The organism is Colwellia sp. BRX8-4 (assembly GCF_014077345.1).
Classification (GTDB): domain Bacteria; phylum Pseudomonadota; class Gammaproteobacteria; order Enterobacterales; family Alteromonadaceae; genus Colwellia_A.
On sequence record NZ_JACGVS010000011.1, the window covers coordinates 55,033 to 72,905 of the forward strand.

Sequence of the window (17,873 nt, forward strand, 5' to 3'; positions counted from 1 at the left end):
AGGAATAATAACATGACTCAACATTTTGACTTTCTTGCCATTGGCGCAGGAAGTGGCGGTATTGCTTCTGCAAATCGCGCAGCAAAGCTCGGTAAAAAAGCAGCAGTAATAGAAGCTAAGCAAATTGGTGGCACGTGTGTCAATGTGGGTTGTGTGCCGAAAAAAGCCATGTGGTATGCCGGGCAAATTGCCGATGCGTTACACTACTCTGCTGATTACGGTTTTAATGCGCCGTTACAAGGTTTTAATTGGAGCACGTTAGTTAAAAACAGGGAAGCTTATATAGAGCGCATTCATGCAGCCTATGCTCGTGGTTTTGCCAGTAACGGTGTTACTGTCATTGATGGTTTTGCCAAATTTATCAATAAAAACACTGTCGAAGTTAATGGCGAACAAATTACCGCTGACCATATTGTTATTGCTACCGGTGGTCGTCCGAGCATTCCAAGTATTGAAGGTGCAGAGCATGGTATCGATTCTGACGGCTTTTTCGCATTAACAGAACAACCTAAAAGTGTTGCGGTTGTTGGGGCAGGTTATATTGCCGTAGAACTTGCTGGCGTATTTCATGCTTTAGGCACCACCTCACATTTATTAGTGCGTAAAGAAAAGCCACTACGTGGTTTTGACGATATGCTCAGTGACACGTTAGTCGAACAAATGGCAAAACATGGTCCAACACTGCATACCCACAGTACACCCAGTCATGTTGAAAAACACGATAATGGTCAACTGACCATCCATTTGGAAAATGGTAAGTCTGTTGGGCCTGTTGACTCTTTAATTTGGGCAATAGGGCGAGAGCCAGCAACAGATAAAATTAATCTTGAGTTGGCTGGCGTCGCAATGAACGAACAAGGCTTTATTTCAACAGACAAATACCAAAATACGAATGTTAAAGGTATCTATGCAGTCGGTGACAATACTGGTCGTGCACAATTAACACCGGTCGCTGTTGCCGCAGGTCGTCGCTTATGTGAACGTTTATTTAATAATAAACCTGACGAGCATTTAGACTATTCAAATATTGCCACGGTTGTGTTTAGTCACCCAGTTATTGGTACGGTTGGCCTATCTGAAAAAGAAGCGCTTGACGAATACGGCGTAGAAGAGGTTAAGGTTTACAATTCACAGTTCACTGCTTTGTATCAGGCGATGACTGAAGATTATCGTGATCCTACGCGTATGAAACTTATTTGTGTTGGTAAAGAAGAAAAAATTGTTGGCATTCACAGTATTGGCTTTGGTAGTGATGAATTGTTGCAAGGGTTTGCGGTTGCCATGAAAATGGGCGCAACTAAAGCCGACTTTGATAACACTATTGCGATACATCCAACAAGTGCAGAAGAGTTTGTTACCATGAATTAAGTGGCGTTAACCACACCATACAAAGTTGTGTTGGCGTCATCTTCTGGCTATTAATGATGACGCTCGACACTACTTTAACTAGCGCTAATAAATCCGCCGCTTAAAGTGTAAAACGCTCTACTGAGCTGGTTAGAGAATGCGCTAAAGTACTGACATCTTCACTTCTTTTGTGCATATTACTCGCTTCCATAGCATTCTTATTTGCCGCATCAGCCGTTTCATTCATTGTTTGTTCTATTTGCTCACTATAAACCAACTGCTCTTGTGCTGCAGTAGTAATACTTTTGCTCATCGAGTCAATTGCTTTTAAGGTGTCCTCAATTTGGTTAATAGCATGGCTTAATTGCTGACTTTGAGCCACACATTCACTGGCTTGTGTTTGGCCTTCAGAAATCGCCTTGACCGCAATAGTAGTATCTTTTTGTAAATTATTAATCATCACTTGTATTTCAGCGGTGGACGCCTGAGTGCGAGAAGCTAATGATCTTACCTCATCAGCAACCACTGAAAAGCCACGACCTTGCTCTCCGGCTCTTGCTGCTTCAATAGCCGCGTTTAAAGCAAGTAAGTTAGTCTGCTCAGCAATACCACCAATGGTATCTAAAATACTACCTATGCTGCGACTATGCTGGCTAAGTAATTCCATGACTTCCACTGATTCACCCAGTCGAGTTGATAATTGCTTAATACGCTGGCTGTTATCGTTAGCAATATTATTAATGTCTTGGCTGCGTTGTGATGCTTCAGTGACATGGGAAGCGGTAGTCACTGCTTCATCTTTTACCATACTTGAACTAGCAAACATTTGTTCAGCAAGCTGTTTGGCATTATCAATACGGGTAATTTGTTGACTGGCGGATTCTGATATAAACAAACTTTGTTGATTGGTTAACGCCGCAGATTCATCAAGCGAATGGGCGTCTTTATTAATGGCGTTAAGTAATTGAGTTAGATCATCAGATAACTTATTAATATTAGTAATCAGCCCGCCAAACTCATCATCACTGCGTTTTTCCATGCGCTTTGACAAGTTACCACTAGCGATTAATGCCAAGGCTTTGTTTACTGCCCGTAATGGACCAATCATGGCTTTAGTTGTGACATAAGTAATAAAGCTCGCCATAACAATAAATATTAACGCTAAAACGATGGCTAAAGTTTTTCCTCTTTCAATTTCTTCTTGGGCATTGTTTTGAAAATGAGCAAAACGTTTATTCGCTAATAAAACTAATTCATCTAGCTTGGCATAGCTTAAATTATAAGATTGGGTTGCAGAAAGATAAGCTTCTTTTGCTTGATATTGTAGATTAATTGTTTGTAGTTGTAGTTGGTATAAACGACCTGGTTGTTGAATTGATTCTTGCATCAGCGTCAAGTTCTGCTTAAAGTCATTTAACAGTTCATTAGCATTAAGTGGCTCAGCTTGCTGGACTAAATAAGCAAAATTAGTTTCAATATTATTGATTAAAAAAATCATATCATCTTGGTGTTTAGTCACTAAGTCTGTTGATTCTATTCGGTCAAGCCCTGACATAGTGTTTTTTAAGCTAAAAAGTGAGTCATCAATGCGCGTACCTGTACCAATAACTTCATCAAGTAACTTCTCCTGACCCGTCGCTTCAATAATTTCTAAATCAAGCATATAGGTGCTTGCTTGATAACGCGCATTTTCAAAAGTTTTATAGTCAGCTTGGAAGTCTCTTTTTGCTTGCTGATGCCCTATTTTAGCTGAGAACATTGCTTGAATATCGGTTGAGTATTGTTGATATTGGACTTGTGCTTCTTCAAGAGCCGATTGCATTTTTGCTTGCTTAGTCACTTTCAGGCGTAATAGCTGAACAGTTGCTTGGTAATCTTTTTGTAGATGATTAAACTGCTCTAAACTTTCCTGTAACTCATTAGCATCGGATTGTGTATAAGCGACAGCCGCTTGCTTCATCATTTTCAGCAATTGAACTTGTAACGTGCCACTTTGTTTTTGCACAGGAACGGCTAATGTTTCAACATTATTATTGGCGTCAGAAATTTTACTTAATGAATAGTAAAAAAAGCTACTTGCCGTTAATAATAATAATCCAATCGTAGTAAAACCAAAGATGATTTTTTGTTTTATGGTGAGATTCAGCATTAATTAAGCCTTGTGTTACGTTGCTCATCCTTTAATTGTAATCCGATATTTACTTAATGTGATAAAGGTGTGCATTTATTATTAAAATGTCTTAGATAAAAGCGTTTTACCTAACAATTAAACCAAATTAAATTAAAGGGTGACCTACTGGCCTAAAAGACATCCATATCTTAAGTTTAATTACAGTATCACGGTAATCTTCTCTACTCAATAAAGGTATGACCAGATGGCTTAGCTAAAAACCTCCCGTAACAACATTAAAAATTAAATATTAATTATAAAAATAAAGCAAGAATAATAAAGCAATATTTTTGATGATTTATTTTTTGGTTATTTGAGCTTTTATTCAAATTAAAGATAAATTAATTCAGCTTTTTTTATCTTTAAAATCGCGCTAAGTCTTACTGTTATTCGCTTATGTTTTTTAGTTATTTAAAGCCGAAATATACCACTAAAAATAATTTAATAATTGTCTGGTATTGAGAGAAAATTCTGGTACTCTCTTACCTCGTTTATTTGAGCAGCACAAAAAACACACAATTAATAAGATGCTGAAAACGTACAGGATAAATTTTTATCCACATAAATAAAAATAATAATAAATATGTGAAAAAGGAATTTCAAACTACCTTTTCTCAATAAAAATAAGATGTTACCTACAAATTTACCGTAATAGCCATTTGGTTGTTATGGTTTTCTACGTTGTTTTCAACATACTTATCCACAATTTTTACGATCTTTTGCGACTAATTTTATAGATTAAGTGGAGAGAATGTACTGAGTATGGCATCCTTAGCCAAATTTCACTTCTAGTCACATATCATCATGACAAATTCTGCTTTATCGCCACTCATTTTAGTAGATGGTTCTTCGTACTTATTCCGTGCTTATCATGTTCCATATTTACAAGCATTATCGACAAAAGATGGTCAACCTACCGGTGCGATTACTGGCGTGTTAAACATGCTAAAAAGTCTGAAAAAAAATTATCCAAATGGCAATGTTATTGTGATATTTGATGCGAAAGGAAAGACCTTTCGTAATGACATGTATCCTGAATATAAAGCGAATCGTCCACCAATGCCCGACGATCTTCGTACTCAAATTGCACCAATCCATGAAATTGTTGCCGCTATGGGTTTACCGCTATTGGTGATTGATGGCGTCGAAGCCGATGACGTTATTGGTACTTTGGCAGAACAAGCGAGTAAAGCGGGTATCGATACCGTTATATCAACTGGCGATAAAGACATGGCGCAACTCGTTGATAAGCATGTCACGCTTATTAATACCATGACCGATGTAAAAATGGATGTTGATGGTGTTATTGAAAAGTTTGGTGTCCGCCCAGATCAAATTATTGATTACCTCGCGTTAATGGGTGATAAAGTCGATAATATTCCAGGGGTTAATAAGTGTGGTCCCAAAACAGCAGTAAAATGGTTGCTTGAGCACGAAAATTTAGAAAATGTGATTGCTAATGCCGGAAACGTAAAAGGTAAGATTGGTGAGTATTTACGTGAAGCACTTGAGTTTTTACCCCTCTCTTATGAATTAGCAACCATTAAACTTGATGTACCGCTTGAGCAAACCGCTGATCAATTACAGCCAGGCGTTGCCGATGTTGAAAAATTAACTGAGCTATACACTCGATTTGAATTGCGCCGGTTATTAGCAGACTTACAAAATGGTGAATCTGCTATTGCGGGTTCACCCGGACAGCAAACCTCAAGTGTTGACTCGATTGTAGAAGAAACACCTGCAGCAGATGATATTGAAACTGACTATCAAATTATTTTTAGCGAAGCTGAGTTTACTTCATGGCTGACTAAATTAAAAAATGCTGATCTCTTTGCCTTTGATACCGAAACAACCAGTGTCGATTATATGAAAGCAGAGTTAGTGGGTTTATCGTTTTCTGTCGAAGCTGGAACTGCCGCTTATGTGCCGCTTATGCATGATTATCCTGATGCGCCCAAACAGCTCGACCGTGACTGGGTCTTGGCACAATTAAAACCACTTCTCGAAGATAAAAATCAAGCAAAAGTCGGTCAGAACTTAAAGTATGATGTTAACGTGCTTTCACGTTACGATATTGAAATGCAAGGTATTACTTTTGATACCATGATCGAGTCTTATTGTTTAAACAGTGTTGCGACTCGCCACAATATGGACGCATTAGCGACTAAATATTTAGGCTACAAGACGGTCAGTTTTGAAGAAGTTGCTGGCAAGGGCGCTAAAAAATTAACTTTCAACCAAATTGAAATTGAAAAAGCGGGATATTATGCCGCCGAAGATGCCGATATTACCTTGCGCTTGCACCAAGCCATTTATGCTAAGTTAGAAAAAAATAAAGATCAATTATCAGTATTTACCGACATTGAAATGCCTTTGTTACCTATTTTAGCGCGTATGGAGCAACACGGTGTACTAATCGATTCTGATTTGTTGAATGAACAAAGCCATGCACTTGGTATGCGCTTACAAGAATTAGAAATTCAAGCACACGATATTGCCGGACAAACGTTTAACTTATCATCACCCAAGCAACTACAAAAAATATTGTTTGAAGAGTTAAAAATTCCGGTTATTAAGAAAACGCCCAAAGGTGCACCTTCAACCGCAGAAGAAGTGTTACAAGAGCTGGCGTTAGATTACCCTTTACCGAAAGTTATTTTAGAAAACCGAGGATTGAGTAAGTTAAAATCGACTTACACTGACAAGCTTCCTTTGTTAGTGTGCAAGTTAGGTCGAGTACATACCTCTTATCAACAAGCCGTTGCGGCAACAGGGCGTTTATCTTCGACCGATCCAAATCTTCAAAATATCCCAATTCGTAGTGAAGAGGGTCGAAAAATTCGCTTAGCTTTTATTGCGCCCAAAGATCATAAAATTGTCGCGATAGATTATTCTCAAATAGAACTGCGTATTATGGCGCATTTATCTGATGATCCAGGATTAGTCTCTGCCTTTTCAGAAGGGCGAGATGTGCATAAAGCAACAGCGGCTGAGATATTTGGTGTCGATTTGGCCGAGGTAACGGTTGATCAACGCCGTAGCGCTAAAGCAGTAAACTTTGGTTTGATTTACGGAATGTCAGCGTTTGGTTTAGCAAAACAACTTGATGTGCCTCGCCATCGCGCGCAAGAGTATATGGATAAGTATTTTGAACGTTACCCTAATGTTATGGCTTACATGGAGGACACGCGTCAGCAAGCTGCAGAGCAAGGTTTTGTGGAAACATGCTTCGGTCGTCGTTTATATTTACCTGATATTAAAGCTAAAAATGCGATGCGTAGAAAAGGCGCTGAACGTGCCGCTATTAATGCACCTATGCAAGGCACTGCCGCTGATATCATTAAAAAAGCGATGTTAGCTGTAGATGAATGGATACAAATCCAGCAAGACCCACGTATTCAAATGACAATGCAAGTACACGATGAGTTGATATTTGAAATTCATCAAGACATCGTTGATGAAACAACGGCGAAGCTTGTTGAAATTATGAATGATGCGGTGAAGTTAAAAGTCCCCCTCATTGCTGAGGCAGGTATTGGTGATAACTGGGAGCAGGCGCATTAACTATGCAATATTATTTTTTGGTGGTTTTAAAACTAAAATGTAATTTAATTACATAAAGCGCTTTACAAAAGTAGAATGATTACTCTATAATGTAGTTGTTCTTTTGTGAACGCTTGTTGTAATAATTTGTATATTCAAGCTCTCCTCATAGCTTATAAGCCGATGGCATTGTCATCGGTATTTTTTTGTCTAAAATTTGATAACTATATCTTATGTAATTATATTTCAGTATATGAATGATCGACACCACTTAATAACGTATCACTGTCGATCATCCGTTTACGGGTATTTAAAAACAAGATTAACTTTTAGGATCAATAATAGCCTCTATCGGTTTAGGCTTAGTTCGGCCAGACTTTCTTAAGGCATCACGCAGCACGTACTCTATTTGCGCGTTTAAACTGCGTAATTCATCATCAGACCAGCGTTGCATGGCAGAAAGAATTTCTTCATTAATGCGAAGAGGATATGCTTTTTTTGCCACAATATTTCTCACTCAATTGACGATTAGTATAAGCTGCCGGTATTTACTACAGGTTGTGCCGCTTCGTCGCTACATAGAACAACTAATAAGTTACTCACCATAGCGGCTTTTCTTTCTGCATCAAGTTCTACAATTTGACGCTCTTCTAATTTTGTTAATGCCATTTCTACCATACCGACAGCACCTTCGACTATGGTTCTACGTGCAGCAATAATTGCCATGGCTTGCTGGCGTCTTAGCATAGCGTTGGCAATTTCTGGCGCGTAAGCTAAATGACTAATACGAGATTCAATTACAGTGACTCCAGCTTTTTCTAACCGGTCTTGCACTTCAATTTTTAATGCTGCTGAAATTTGAGTCGGATCGCTGCGTAAAGAAATATCGTCATCTTCGTGATGATCGTACGCATAACTTGTGGCTAAATTACGTAATGCAGATTCACTTTGAATTGAGACAAAATCTTCATAATCATCAACCTGGAAAACGGCCTCAGCGGTATCTGTTACTTCCCAGACAATGACCGCAGCAATCTCAATGGGGTTACCATTTTTGTCATTAACTTTTAGTTTACTACTTTCGAAATTTCTAACCCGCAAAGAGACGCGCATTTTTGTGTAAAAAGGGTTAGCCCAGCGGAGGCCTGAATCATGAACGGTACCCGCGTACTTACCGAACAATTGCATAACCCGAGCTTCTTTGGGATTGACCATAAAAAAACCAAACCAGCAAATAAAAATAGCAAGGGTGACCAGTAAACTAATAATGGCAAGTGTGACATTGTTATTTATTATGTTATTAATTAACAAGGTGAAAGTACCAATCTGTAATGCCAATAAAACAAAAATAAACATAATGCCATTAGGCGCTTTGATTTCTTTTTCCGTAATCATATTATTCTCAGTAAGATTTTAACAAGTGATATCATTGTGATATCACTTGTTGTTTAATGCAAGTATTTAGCAGAGCAACATTCATTAAATAAGATATTTATAAAAGTTTAGGTGTTAGTAAAAGAATGAAGTTATTAGACGTTTGATGATTTTGATCAATTTTGGCGAGTTGAGGCTTAGCTATAATCTTACCAACATTATTCAACAGGAAAATACAATGGGATGTTGCGGAGGCTGTGGCGGCGAAGGTCATGAACCAGTGAAAACTGAAACAAAAGAACAGCAAGAACAAGATAAAAAACAAGATAAGAAACCAGAAGAGTAGTTAATATTCTTCCTGACAATCATTGAGACAACAGCCGTTGTCTTTTTTTTGTTCTAAATTTAAAAGTTAACAAATAAGTAACAAAGTATTGCAAAACAGAAATATCATTGGCAAAGCAAGTGAGCAAATCATATATTAGAGTTAGATACTGGCGCAGAAGTTCAGCGCGAGAAAATATATTTATATAAATAATAAAGCCACCAAGGAGCATAAATTGAAAAAATGGAGCATCCCATTGCTATTAACTTGTTTAGCAGCATGTGAACAAACCGCGCCAACCACCACCATGGCTGAAGTAACATTACCAGCAGGTGTGAATTTTGTTGAGCAAGTAACGGCAGAAGCGGGTAAAACTGTTATTCCTTATCAAAAATATACCTTAAGTAATGGTTTGACGGTTATTCTTCATAAAGATGCTTCTGATCCCTTAGTTCATGTTGACATGACCTATCACGTTGGCTCTGCTCGCGAAGAGTTAGGTAAGTCAGGTTTTGCTCATTTTTTCGAACATATGATGTTTCAAGGTTCTGAAAACGTAGCCGACGAACAGCATTTTAAATTAATAACTGAAGCTGGTGGTACCTTAAATGGAACAACTAACGGTGATCGAACTAATTATTTTCAAACGGTTCCAGCTAACCAACTAGAAAAAATGTTGTGGTTAGAGTCAGACCGTATGGGCTTTTTGGTTGATGCGGTAACGCAAGAAAAATTTGAAGTACAACGTGAAACTGTAAAAAATGAAAGAGGACAAAGTTATGATAATCGTCCTTACGGTTTATTAGGAGAGAGAGTTGCTGAAGCGTTATATCCGGCAGGGCATCCTTACTCATGGCAAACCATTGGTTACTTAGAGGATCTAGATCGTGTAAATGTTAACGACCTAAAAGCATTTTTCTTAAAATGGTATGGTCCAAATAACGCAACCTTAACCATAGGTGGCGATATTGACGCAAAAGAAACGTTAGCCTTAGTGGAACAGTATTTCGGGTCTATCCCACGCGGACCTGAAATCGCTATGCCTGAAAAACCTACATTCACCATAAACGAAGATCGTTATATTTCTATGGAAGATAATGTTCATTTACCTTTAGTGTATATGTCTTATCCAACCGTTTCTGTTCGCCATGCAGATGAAGCCCCACTTGACGTTTTATCAAGTATTTTAGGTGGCGGTAAAACATCTTTGCTTTATAAAAACTTAGTGAAAAATCAATTAGCGGTTCAAGCTTCAGTGGGGCATCCCTGTGCCGAACTAGCTTGTACCTTTACTTTGTTAGCGTTACCACACCCGGCTTCAGGAAAAACATTAGCAGATATAGAAAAAGTGATTCGCGACAGTTTAGTTGAATTTGAAGAGCGTGGCGTACAAGACGACGATCTAGCGAAAGTTAAAGCGAGTATGGAAGCAAGCTTCATCTTCGGTTTACAAAGTGTTTCAGGCAAAGTGAGTACACTTGCGGCTAATCAAACATTTAAGGGCGATCCAAATTACATCGAAAAAGATATCGCACGTTATGCCAATGTTACTAAGGCTGATGTTATGCGGGTCTTTAAAAAGTATATTAAAGACCAACATGCGGTGATCATGAGCATAGTGCCTAAAGGCAAACTGGATCTAATTGCAGCACAAGATAATTTTATTCCTGCACCGCGTAGTAAAGGTCAGACATCTGAAACCTCAGCAGAGAGTTTAGTGGTACGCAAAGCGCAAGATAATTTTGATCGCAGTAAAATGCCAATCTCAGCTGCCAATAAATCAGTCGCTGTACCACAGATGTGGAACAAAACGTTAGCCAATGGTATTAAAGTGCTGGGTACGCAAAGCATTGAAACTCCAACGACATCATTATTGTTAAAGATTCCTGCAGGTCATTATTATTCTGACAAAGACAAAGCAGGCGTTGTTTCGTTACTTGCTAGTGCATTAAATGAATCGACCACCAAACGTAGCGCCGAAGAAATGAGCAATGAATTACAAAAATTAGGTAGTTCAATCGCTATCTATGCAGGTAATCAATACTTGAATGTTAATGTCAGTACACTAACTAAAAATCTTGATGCGACAATGGCACTGGTTAATGAAAAATTAATGCACCCAGCATTCATTGAAGTGGAATTTTCACGCAACAAAAGTAATGCTATTCAGGGCGCAATTAATAGTAAGAAAGATGCAGGTTATTTAGCCTCAACAGCTTATCGTCAATTATTGCAAGCTGACAACATTGCAGCAACTTCAAGCCAAGGTACCGAGCAAAGTCTCAATAATATTACCTTAGCAGATGTTAAAGCCTTCTACGAACAGCAAGTAAAACCAAGTGATAGTCAGTTAATCGTCGTATCAGACTTGAAAGAAAAAGCGCTAATTAAATCACTTAACGTCTTTTCTAGCTGGCAAGGTAAAGGATCAAGCTTAGTGCTAACACTGGCTAAACCTGAGACAAAAGCGGGTGTTATTTATTTAGTGAATAAAGAGGGTGCCGCGCAATCCGCGATTCGCATTGGTAAACGCTCAATGACTCAAGATATTACCGGCGAGTATTACAAGTCTTATTTAATGAACTTCACCTTAGGTGGTGCATTTAATAGTCGTATAAACCTAAACCTTCGTGAAGATAAAGGTTATACCTACGGCGCACGTTCTGGTTTTAGTGCTGACAAATTCTCTGGTACATTTACCGCCTCTGCTGAAGTTCGTGCTGATGTTACCGATAAATCAATTATTGAGTTTGTTAACGAAATAAAAGGCTACAACGAACAAGGTATCACCGCGGAAGAATTAAGCTTTATGCGTAATTCAATTAATCAAAGAGATGCGTTGAAATATGAAACACCACGGGCAAAATTAGGTTTCTTAGCGCAAATCTTAGAATACGATTTAAAGCCAAGTTTTGTGCAAGAGCGAGCAGAGATTGTTGAAACAATCAGTGCAGAAGAAATAAATACGCTAGCAAAGAAACACTTAAACTTAGCGGAAATGTTAATGGTTGTTGTTGGTGATGCTAAAACATTGAAACCCCAACTAAAAGCATTAGGTTATGAAGTGATTGATTACGAAATCTAATCTGACTCATTGCTCTTTGAGTGATTGATATAAAGCCTTAACGATAAACGTTAAGGCTTTTTTATGTTCAGGATTAACGTTCATAACAGCTCTTAGGCATCCACGCCTTCGCTGCATTAGTACTTCTTACACGTCATTTTATTCTAGACAAATCATAGTCCTACTCCATGTAGACAATGTCGAGTTGCTACGGATTACAAAGAGCGATGATGCTTATCTTAAACCTGCTATCTTTTTATTGCTGAGTATGGCCAGATCAGCTTAATCCTGTCACAATAAATATTCTGCTTATCCGTGTTTAAAAAATATGAAACGAAGTAACTATATTACCCGCGCAGGCTGGGATCGCTTAGATAAAGAACTGAAATATTTATGGAAGGAAGAGCGTCCTCTTATCACTAAATCTGTCTCAGAAGCTGCTGCTCAGGGCGATCGAAGTGAAAATGCAGAATACATTTATGGTAAAAGGCGTTTGCGTGAAATTGACCGACGCGTAAGATTTTTAGTTAAGCGAACCGAGGACTTAACGATTGTCTATTATGATGCTAAGCAAGAAGGTAAAGTCTATTTTGGTGCTTGGGTCTCGCTAATTAATGAAGACGACAAAGAACTCACCTATCGAGTGGTGGGGCCTGATGAATGGGACGTTAAAAAAGGTGAAATAAGTCTTGATTCACCAATGGCAAGGGCATTAATAGGTAAGTGTGTTGATGACGAGGTCGTAGTACAGACACCCGAAGGTGAGCGTATTTTTGATATTTTAAAAATTTGGTATAAATAACCAGCAGACAAAAGTACTAAGGTTTATCGTGCTCTAACCATCGATTGCTCTATTTCCCTTTATTAAAACGCCAAGGTGGCTCAATTTCCTATTTTTTTATGTAATATCCCTTCAAAATCAGTATATTTTGTTGATATTGTTGATCTTATCATTTTATTAACTAAAATATAAAAACAACAAATTCATACAAAAGGATTTATCTATGACAAGACAAAAGCAATCGATTATTAATGAAGAAGTTAATTTTGAAAACGGTGTAGAGTTAATTTCAACAACAAATAAAAAGGGTGTCATTACTTACGCGAACCCAGACTTTTGTAAAATTGCCGGCTATTCCCTTGATGAACTCGTTGGACAAAATCATAGCATTGTAAGGCATCCAGACATGCCTAAGGCTGCCTTTAAAGATTTATGGACTAATTTAGAATCGGGCTTACCTTGGCGAGGTGTTGTTAAGAATCGCTGCAAAGATGGCCGTTATTACTGGGTTGATGCTTTTATTACCCCTATTTTTGAGTCAGGTCAGCTAGTTGGTTTTCAATCAGTAAGAACACGCTTAGACGAGAAAACTAAAAGTAATGCCATATTATCTTATCAAGCACTACAAGCGGGCAAGTCTTTAAATAAGTGGTACGAAAATGCCAGTATTAAAAATGCAGCCTACTTTGGCGCAAGTATAACAACATTGTTCAGTGCTCTTTATTATCCATACATGATGTTTTTATTACCTTTACTACCCTTTATAATTTATAAAAATGAAATTATCGATACGCCTAAATATTTCAAAAAACTCAGCAGAGACTATGACAGTCTTTCACGGTTAATTTATTGTGGAAGCAAACCTCAAGGTATTGCCGATTTTCATTTGAAAATGGCTGAAGGTAAAATTAAAACAATTTTAGGCCGTATTACCGACAGTAGTGATTTACTCAGTGCAGGCGCGAGTACGCTTGAGCAAGCGGCGAGAATAGCTAAAGAAGGTGTTGAACAAGAAACGGCTGAATTACACCAAGTCGCGACAGCTGTTGAAGAAATGGTTGCAACAATCGACGAGGTTGCCCAGAACACCACCTTTACTTCACAAAAAGTTAATCAAGCACATTCAGATTGTGAAATTGCCACAAAAGCCATGCACACCACCATGGAAACAGTCAATATATTGGCTGAAGAAGTCGCAAATTCAGCGTCTTCGGCAACAGAGCTCGCCAGTGAGGTTGAAAAAGTTGGCAGCATAATGCATGAAATACAAGGCATTGCTGATCAAACTAATTTATTAGCACTTAATGCGGCAATCGAAGCCGCACGCGCAGGAGAACATGGTCGAGGATTTTCGGTGGTGGCCGATGAAGTTAGGGCGTTATCAAGCAGAACCCATGCGGCAACAGAGCAAATACAAAGCTCAATATCAGAAATGCAAAATACACTTTTATCATGGGTGCAAACTATGACAAAAGGCAAAGAGTCTGCGGACAGTTGTGTGGAAAAAGCAACAGAAGCTCATGATGTTGTTGATAAGGTATATTCATTGATCACTGATATTTCTGATTTAGCCATACAAATATCGACAGCATCAGAAGAGCAAAGTATGGTTTCTCAGGAAATTAGCCGCAATATTATTAACATCAGTGATGCTTCTCAAAATAATCTTCAACAAACAAATACGGTTGAACGTGAGACGGTTAACATTAAAAAAAGAGCCAATGCGCTTAGCGCTTTAGGGCAAGCGTTTAACGGCTAAGGTAATGTTTAATCGTTATTAAATACAAATAAAATAGCGCCACTTTTATTGTTAAAACGTCTGGTAACGAGCTTTTAAAACGTAGTCTATTATTAAAGGCTGGTAATTTTTGTAGTTTACATTAGCGACCTAGATACCAGAATTATCGCTTCTATTGTAAAAATGCCGCTAAAAAAATAAATTTTTAGCGGCATTAATTTAAGTAGAATCAACAGCTATAAATCAGTGGGTGGTGTTAATAAACGGCTGGAGATGGTTAATATTAATTTTATGCCACGCTAGATAGTCACCTTTAGTCATAGGCTTAGCAATTAGATAACCTTGAATTGAATCAATATGTAGCGTTTTGAGTAACTCGTGCTGCTCTAACGCTTCTACACCCTCAGCAACCACGGTTATGTTAAGGCTTTTAGCTAAGGTTATTATCGTATTAACGATACTAAAGCCGGTGCCATTATCTAAGATTTTATCGATAAAGCTTTTATCAATTTTAAGTTCATTGACCGGGAAAGCACTTAAGTGTGTTAAACAAGAGTAGCCAGTACCAAAATCATCTATGGAAAAGGTAAAGCCTTTTGCTTTAATTTCTTGCATTTGTTGAATGGTATTATCAATATCTCCAGCCAACATCGACTCAGTAATCTCTAACTTAATCTGTGATGGTTGTATATCGAAGCCAGCCATGGCACTAAGTAACTCAGTTTTTAAAGTAGATGAGTTAAATTGGCAATGACTTATATTGATTGAAACACTGAACAACTCGTCAATCATATTATCGGTACGCAGTTGCGCAATTAATGTACAAATATCAAGTAAAACAATGTTTTGTAATTTTTGAATAAGCCCATATTGTTCGGCAATAGGTATAAATTCATTGGGTGCGATCAGCCCTTTACTGGGATGATTCCATCGAATAAGTGCCTCTGCTCCAATGACTTTACCCGAGGTGTTTACTTGCGGCTGAAAATAGGCACAAAATTCATCATTAGCTATTGCTCTAACAAGGTCAGTTTCGAGTTCAGCCTGCTTTTCTAGTAAGGTTTGTAATTCGGGATCATAGAAATTATAACTATTACCTTTTTTCATTTTTGCGCGATACATAGCGGTATCTGCAAACTTCAAAATGTTATCTACTAATGAGTTACCATTGTTAACTAGGCTAATACCTATGCTGCAACTGACCTGAAATGCTAATTCACCTAACTCAAATTTTTCATCGAATACGCTGTGTAATTTTTGAGCGACCTTTTCAGATTCTATAATGGCCTGCTCATTATTTTCACCGACATATTCCAATAAAATAATAAATTCATCGCCACCCACTCTAGCTAAAGTATCCGATGCCCTTATAGTGGCGCTAAGCCTTGTCGATAATTCGACTAAAATTTGATCTCCGGCGCTATGTCCTAGTGAGTCATTAATCCTTTTAAAGTTATCTATATCCAAAAATAATAAAGCGCCGGTCTTGCTTGAACGTTTTATTCTTTCAATACACATTGTCAATCTTTCGTTGAGCATTCGTCTATTAGGAAGGTTGGTTAATGGGTCAAAAAAGGCCAGTTTTTCAATCGCCTTTTCTGCCTCTTTACGCACCGTTATATCTCTAGCTATCCAGACGATATGCCTTTTATTAGGAAAGTTTGGCTGATAATGGTCAAGGGGGGCTGTTCTCCCCTCGAAAGTCATATTACCTTTTAGAACGTCAAGCTGATATTCAAAAATTTGCACTTCATTGGTGGCTAAGGTCTTTTCAATGACCGACATGATTGGCTGTGCATCTTTTTTAGGTAAGGCGTCATTTACATTTTTATTAATGAGTTTGTTAACTGAACCATATAACAATTCATCAGCTGAGCCATAAATATCAGTATATACGCCATCTTCACTCAATATTAAGGTTAAATCAGGCATAACCTGAGTAAAAGCTTGGAATTTTTGATTACTTTTTTGTAGATCCGCAATCAGTCGTTTGGCGTTAAGTGATTCAACATTTTTTTCTAAGGCGATGCTTGAAAAATGCACGAAGTAGTCGATTAACTCTAAATCTTTATCCGTTGGGGATTTAGAAGAGCTATGATAAATGGCAAGTGAACCAAGAGTTTTGGACTGTGTGGAAATAATGGCGGTTGACCAACACGATTTAAGACCATAGCTCAATGCGAGTGCTTTAAAGTCTTGCCATAACGGGGATATTGCGATGTCTTCAACAATGACTCGAGACTTTCTAAATGCTGCCGTCCCACAAGAGCCTACCTTTGGACCAATGCGTACGCCATTAATAGCCTGACAATACTTATCATCAATATTTGGCGCAGCGCAGTGAAAAAGTTGTTCGTCCTTTATCGATAATATTGAGCACCTCGCTGACTTGTCATCGAGAAGCTCTTCTATAGATAAACAAATATCATTTAGCACATCATTTAAAGGCCGACCTAAGGCAATTTTAGATAAGATATCTTGTTGATGAGATAATAGTTTTTTTAATCTAGCTATGTCCATATTTCACCAAGATTATTTATTACATTGCATGTTAATTTATAGCAAAACATTTTCAAGGTCAAAGCCATCCCCACCTTTTAGATAAGGTTTAATTAATTATCCGGCTTTTCACTGGCGTTTGGCAAATATCTAAAACGGGTGGTGGTTTTTTGTAGAAAAATGCATTTTCTCGTTTTTTCTGTTTTTCTATCATTTGACTAAAAGCGGGGTGCTCGGTATTTTTTACGGCTAATAAAATTTGTTGTTCTTTGGGCACATCACTCATCATTTTCATACTTGTCATGGTGGTATAATCTTTTTCAGCAACAGGCTTATCACCCTCAATAACCGATGTTCTAGTTATGGCTTGTACGTGGTTCATGCCATAAACCACACGACCAAAGATAGTCATAATTCGATCTAAATAGCGAGTGGCTTGACCATTAACAATATAAAAATGACTGGTGCCGGAGTCGGCGTCATTCCCCCTAGCCATTGCAATGACACCAGGGCAGTGCGTTAACCAAGCTTTTTTTTCACTCGGGTTATGAGCTAATGAAAATCCGTCTTTAAAACCTGTTTGTTCAGCGAATAAATCATTGTTTTGAATTTTAGTGAACTGCCAGTTTTCATCGGTAGTAAAGTCACCTTCCATGATTAATGTTGGTACTAACTTATCTTGACGACTGCCGTCTTCAGGACCTCCTTGCGCCACAAAACCGTCGATCACTCGATAGAACTTATTACCATCATAATGACCTGATTGGGTCAGTTTTATAAACTGTTCGACATGCTTAGGCGAAAACTGTGGTGCCAGTTCTATGACAACTTTTCCGTGTGGTAGTGTCAGTAATACGGTTCTTGCAACATCTAAAGCTCGCCATTCATCAGCTACTTTTGATGTTTGTGCAGCAGCGCTAAAAATAGTCAGTAATGTACTCATGGCTAAAATAAGTCTGATTTTCATGACGTTTCCTTAATCTTTATTGTTTACCCGCTACTATACAGTAAAAGAGTTGGCGCAAAACCATG

At 38.0% G+C, this 17,873-nt stretch carries 10 protein-coding genes; 5 read left to right on the forward strand and 5 right to left on the reverse strand.

Annotated elements, in window-relative coordinates:
- Positions 1-12: 12 nt before the first annotated feature.
- Complete coding sequence (gene gorA / locus H4J56_RS10935) at positions 13-1,368, forward strand: glutathione-disulfide reductase (protein ID WP_182215330.1); 1,356 nt, start codon at positions 13-15, stop codon at positions 1,366-1,368.
- Between the two features lie 100 nt (positions 1,369-1,468).
- Here the strand turns inward: gorA and H4J56_RS10940 are convergent, their stop codons facing one another.
- Positions 1,469-3,496: a methyl-accepting chemotaxis protein gene (locus H4J56_RS10940; RefSeq protein ID WP_182230597.1), complete on the reverse strand. Its 2,028-nt coding sequence runs from the start codon at positions 3,494-3,496 to the stop codon at positions 1,469-1,471.
- An 825-nt stretch (positions 3,497-4,321) separates the two neighbouring features.
- On the opposite strand from H4J56_RS10940, the gene polA reads away from it, so the two are divergent.
- The gene (gene polA / locus H4J56_RS10945; protein WP_182215334.1) at positions 4,322-7,081 is read left to right on the forward strand and encodes a DNA polymerase I; all 2,760 of its coding nucleotides are present in this window, start codon (positions 4,322-4,324) and stop codon (positions 7,079-7,081) included.
- Between the two features lie 301 nt (positions 7,082-7,382).
- Here the strand turns inward: polA and H4J56_RS10950 are convergent, their stop codons facing one another.
- On the reverse strand, positions 7,383-7,565 hold the full coding sequence (locus tag H4J56_RS10950; RefSeq protein WP_220465239.1) for a hypothetical protein: 183 nt from the start codon (positions 7,563-7,565) through the stop codon (positions 7,383-7,385).
- A gap of 23 nt (positions 7,566-7,588) precedes the next feature.
- Positions 7,589-8,455 (reverse strand): SPFH domain-containing protein, encoded by an 867-nt coding sequence (locus H4J56_RS10955; RefSeq protein WP_070375218.1) that lies wholly within the window; start codon positions 8,453-8,455, stop codon positions 7,589-7,591.
- A gap of 611 nt (positions 8,456-9,066) precedes the next feature.
- On the opposite strand from H4J56_RS10955, the gene H4J56_RS10960 reads away from it, so the two are divergent.
- The 3 genes from H4J56_RS10960 to H4J56_RS10970 all read left to right on the forward strand — a co-directional run bounded on the left by H4J56_RS10960 (position 9,067) and on the right by H4J56_RS10970 (position 14,363).
- The gene (locus H4J56_RS10960) at positions 9,067-11,844 is read left to right on the forward strand and encodes a pitrilysin family protein (RefSeq protein ID WP_182215394.1); all 2,778 of its coding nucleotides are present in this window, start codon (positions 9,067-9,069) and stop codon (positions 11,842-11,844) included.
- 307 nt (positions 11,845-12,151) lie between these two features.
- Entirely contained in the window at positions 12,152-12,625 is a 474-nt protein-coding gene (greB, locus tag H4J56_RS10965) for a transcription elongation factor GreB (protein ID WP_182242017.1), read from the forward strand.
- Positions 12,626-12,827: 202 nt separating this feature from the next.
- Entirely contained in the window at positions 12,828-14,363 is a 1,536-nt protein-coding gene (locus H4J56_RS10970) for a PAS domain-containing methyl-accepting chemotaxis protein (RefSeq protein ID WP_182215337.1), read from the forward strand.
- A 222-nt stretch (positions 14,364-14,585) separates the two neighbouring features.
- Here H4J56_RS10970 and H4J56_RS10975 read toward each other — a convergent pair whose 3' ends face one another.
- The gene (locus H4J56_RS10975) at positions 14,586-16,862 is read right to left on the reverse strand and encodes an EAL domain-containing protein (protein ID WP_182215339.1); all 2,277 of its coding nucleotides are present in this window, start codon (positions 16,860-16,862) and stop codon (positions 14,586-14,588) included.
- 88 nt (positions 16,863-16,950) lie between these two features.
- Entirely contained in the window at positions 16,951-17,808 is an 858-nt protein-coding gene (locus H4J56_RS10980) for a peptidylprolyl isomerase (RefSeq protein WP_182215340.1), read from the reverse strand.
- Positions 17,809-17,873 lie beyond the last annotated feature (65 nt).

Excerpts from the sequence above, each read along its gene's own strand:
- polA (WP_182215334.1), top strand. The coding sequence starts at position 4,322 with ATGACAAATTCTGCTTTATCGCCACTCATTTTAGTAGATGGTTCTTCG.
- H4J56_RS10960 (WP_182215394.1), top strand. The coding sequence starts at position 9,067 with ATGGCTGAAGTAACATTACCAGCAGGTGTGAATTTTGTTGAGCAAGTA.
- H4J56_RS10980 (WP_182215340.1), bottom strand. The coding sequence starts at position 17,808 with ATGAAAATCAGACTTATTTTAGCCATGAGTACATTACTGACTATTTTT.
- greB (WP_182242017.1), top strand. The coding sequence starts at position 12,152 with ATGAAACGAAGTAACTATATTACCCGCGCAGGCTGGGATCGCTTAGAT.
- H4J56_RS10970 (WP_182215337.1), top strand. The coding sequence starts at position 12,828 with ATGACAAGACAAAAGCAATCGATTATTAATGAAGAAGTTAATTTTGAA.
- gorA (WP_182215330.1), top strand. The coding sequence starts at position 13 with ATGACTCAACATTTTGACTTTCTTGCCATTGGCGCAGGAAGTGGCGGT.
- H4J56_RS10955 (WP_070375218.1), bottom strand. The coding sequence starts at position 8,455 with ATGATTACGGAAAAAGAAATCAAAGCGCCTAATGGCATTATGTTTATT.
- H4J56_RS10940 (WP_182230597.1), bottom strand. The coding sequence starts at position 3,496 with ATGCTGAATCTCACCATAAAACAAAAAATCATCTTTGGTTTTACTACG.
- H4J56_RS10975 (WP_182215339.1), bottom strand. The coding sequence starts at position 16,862 with ATGGACATAGCTAGATTAAAAAAACTATTATCTCATCAACAAGATATC.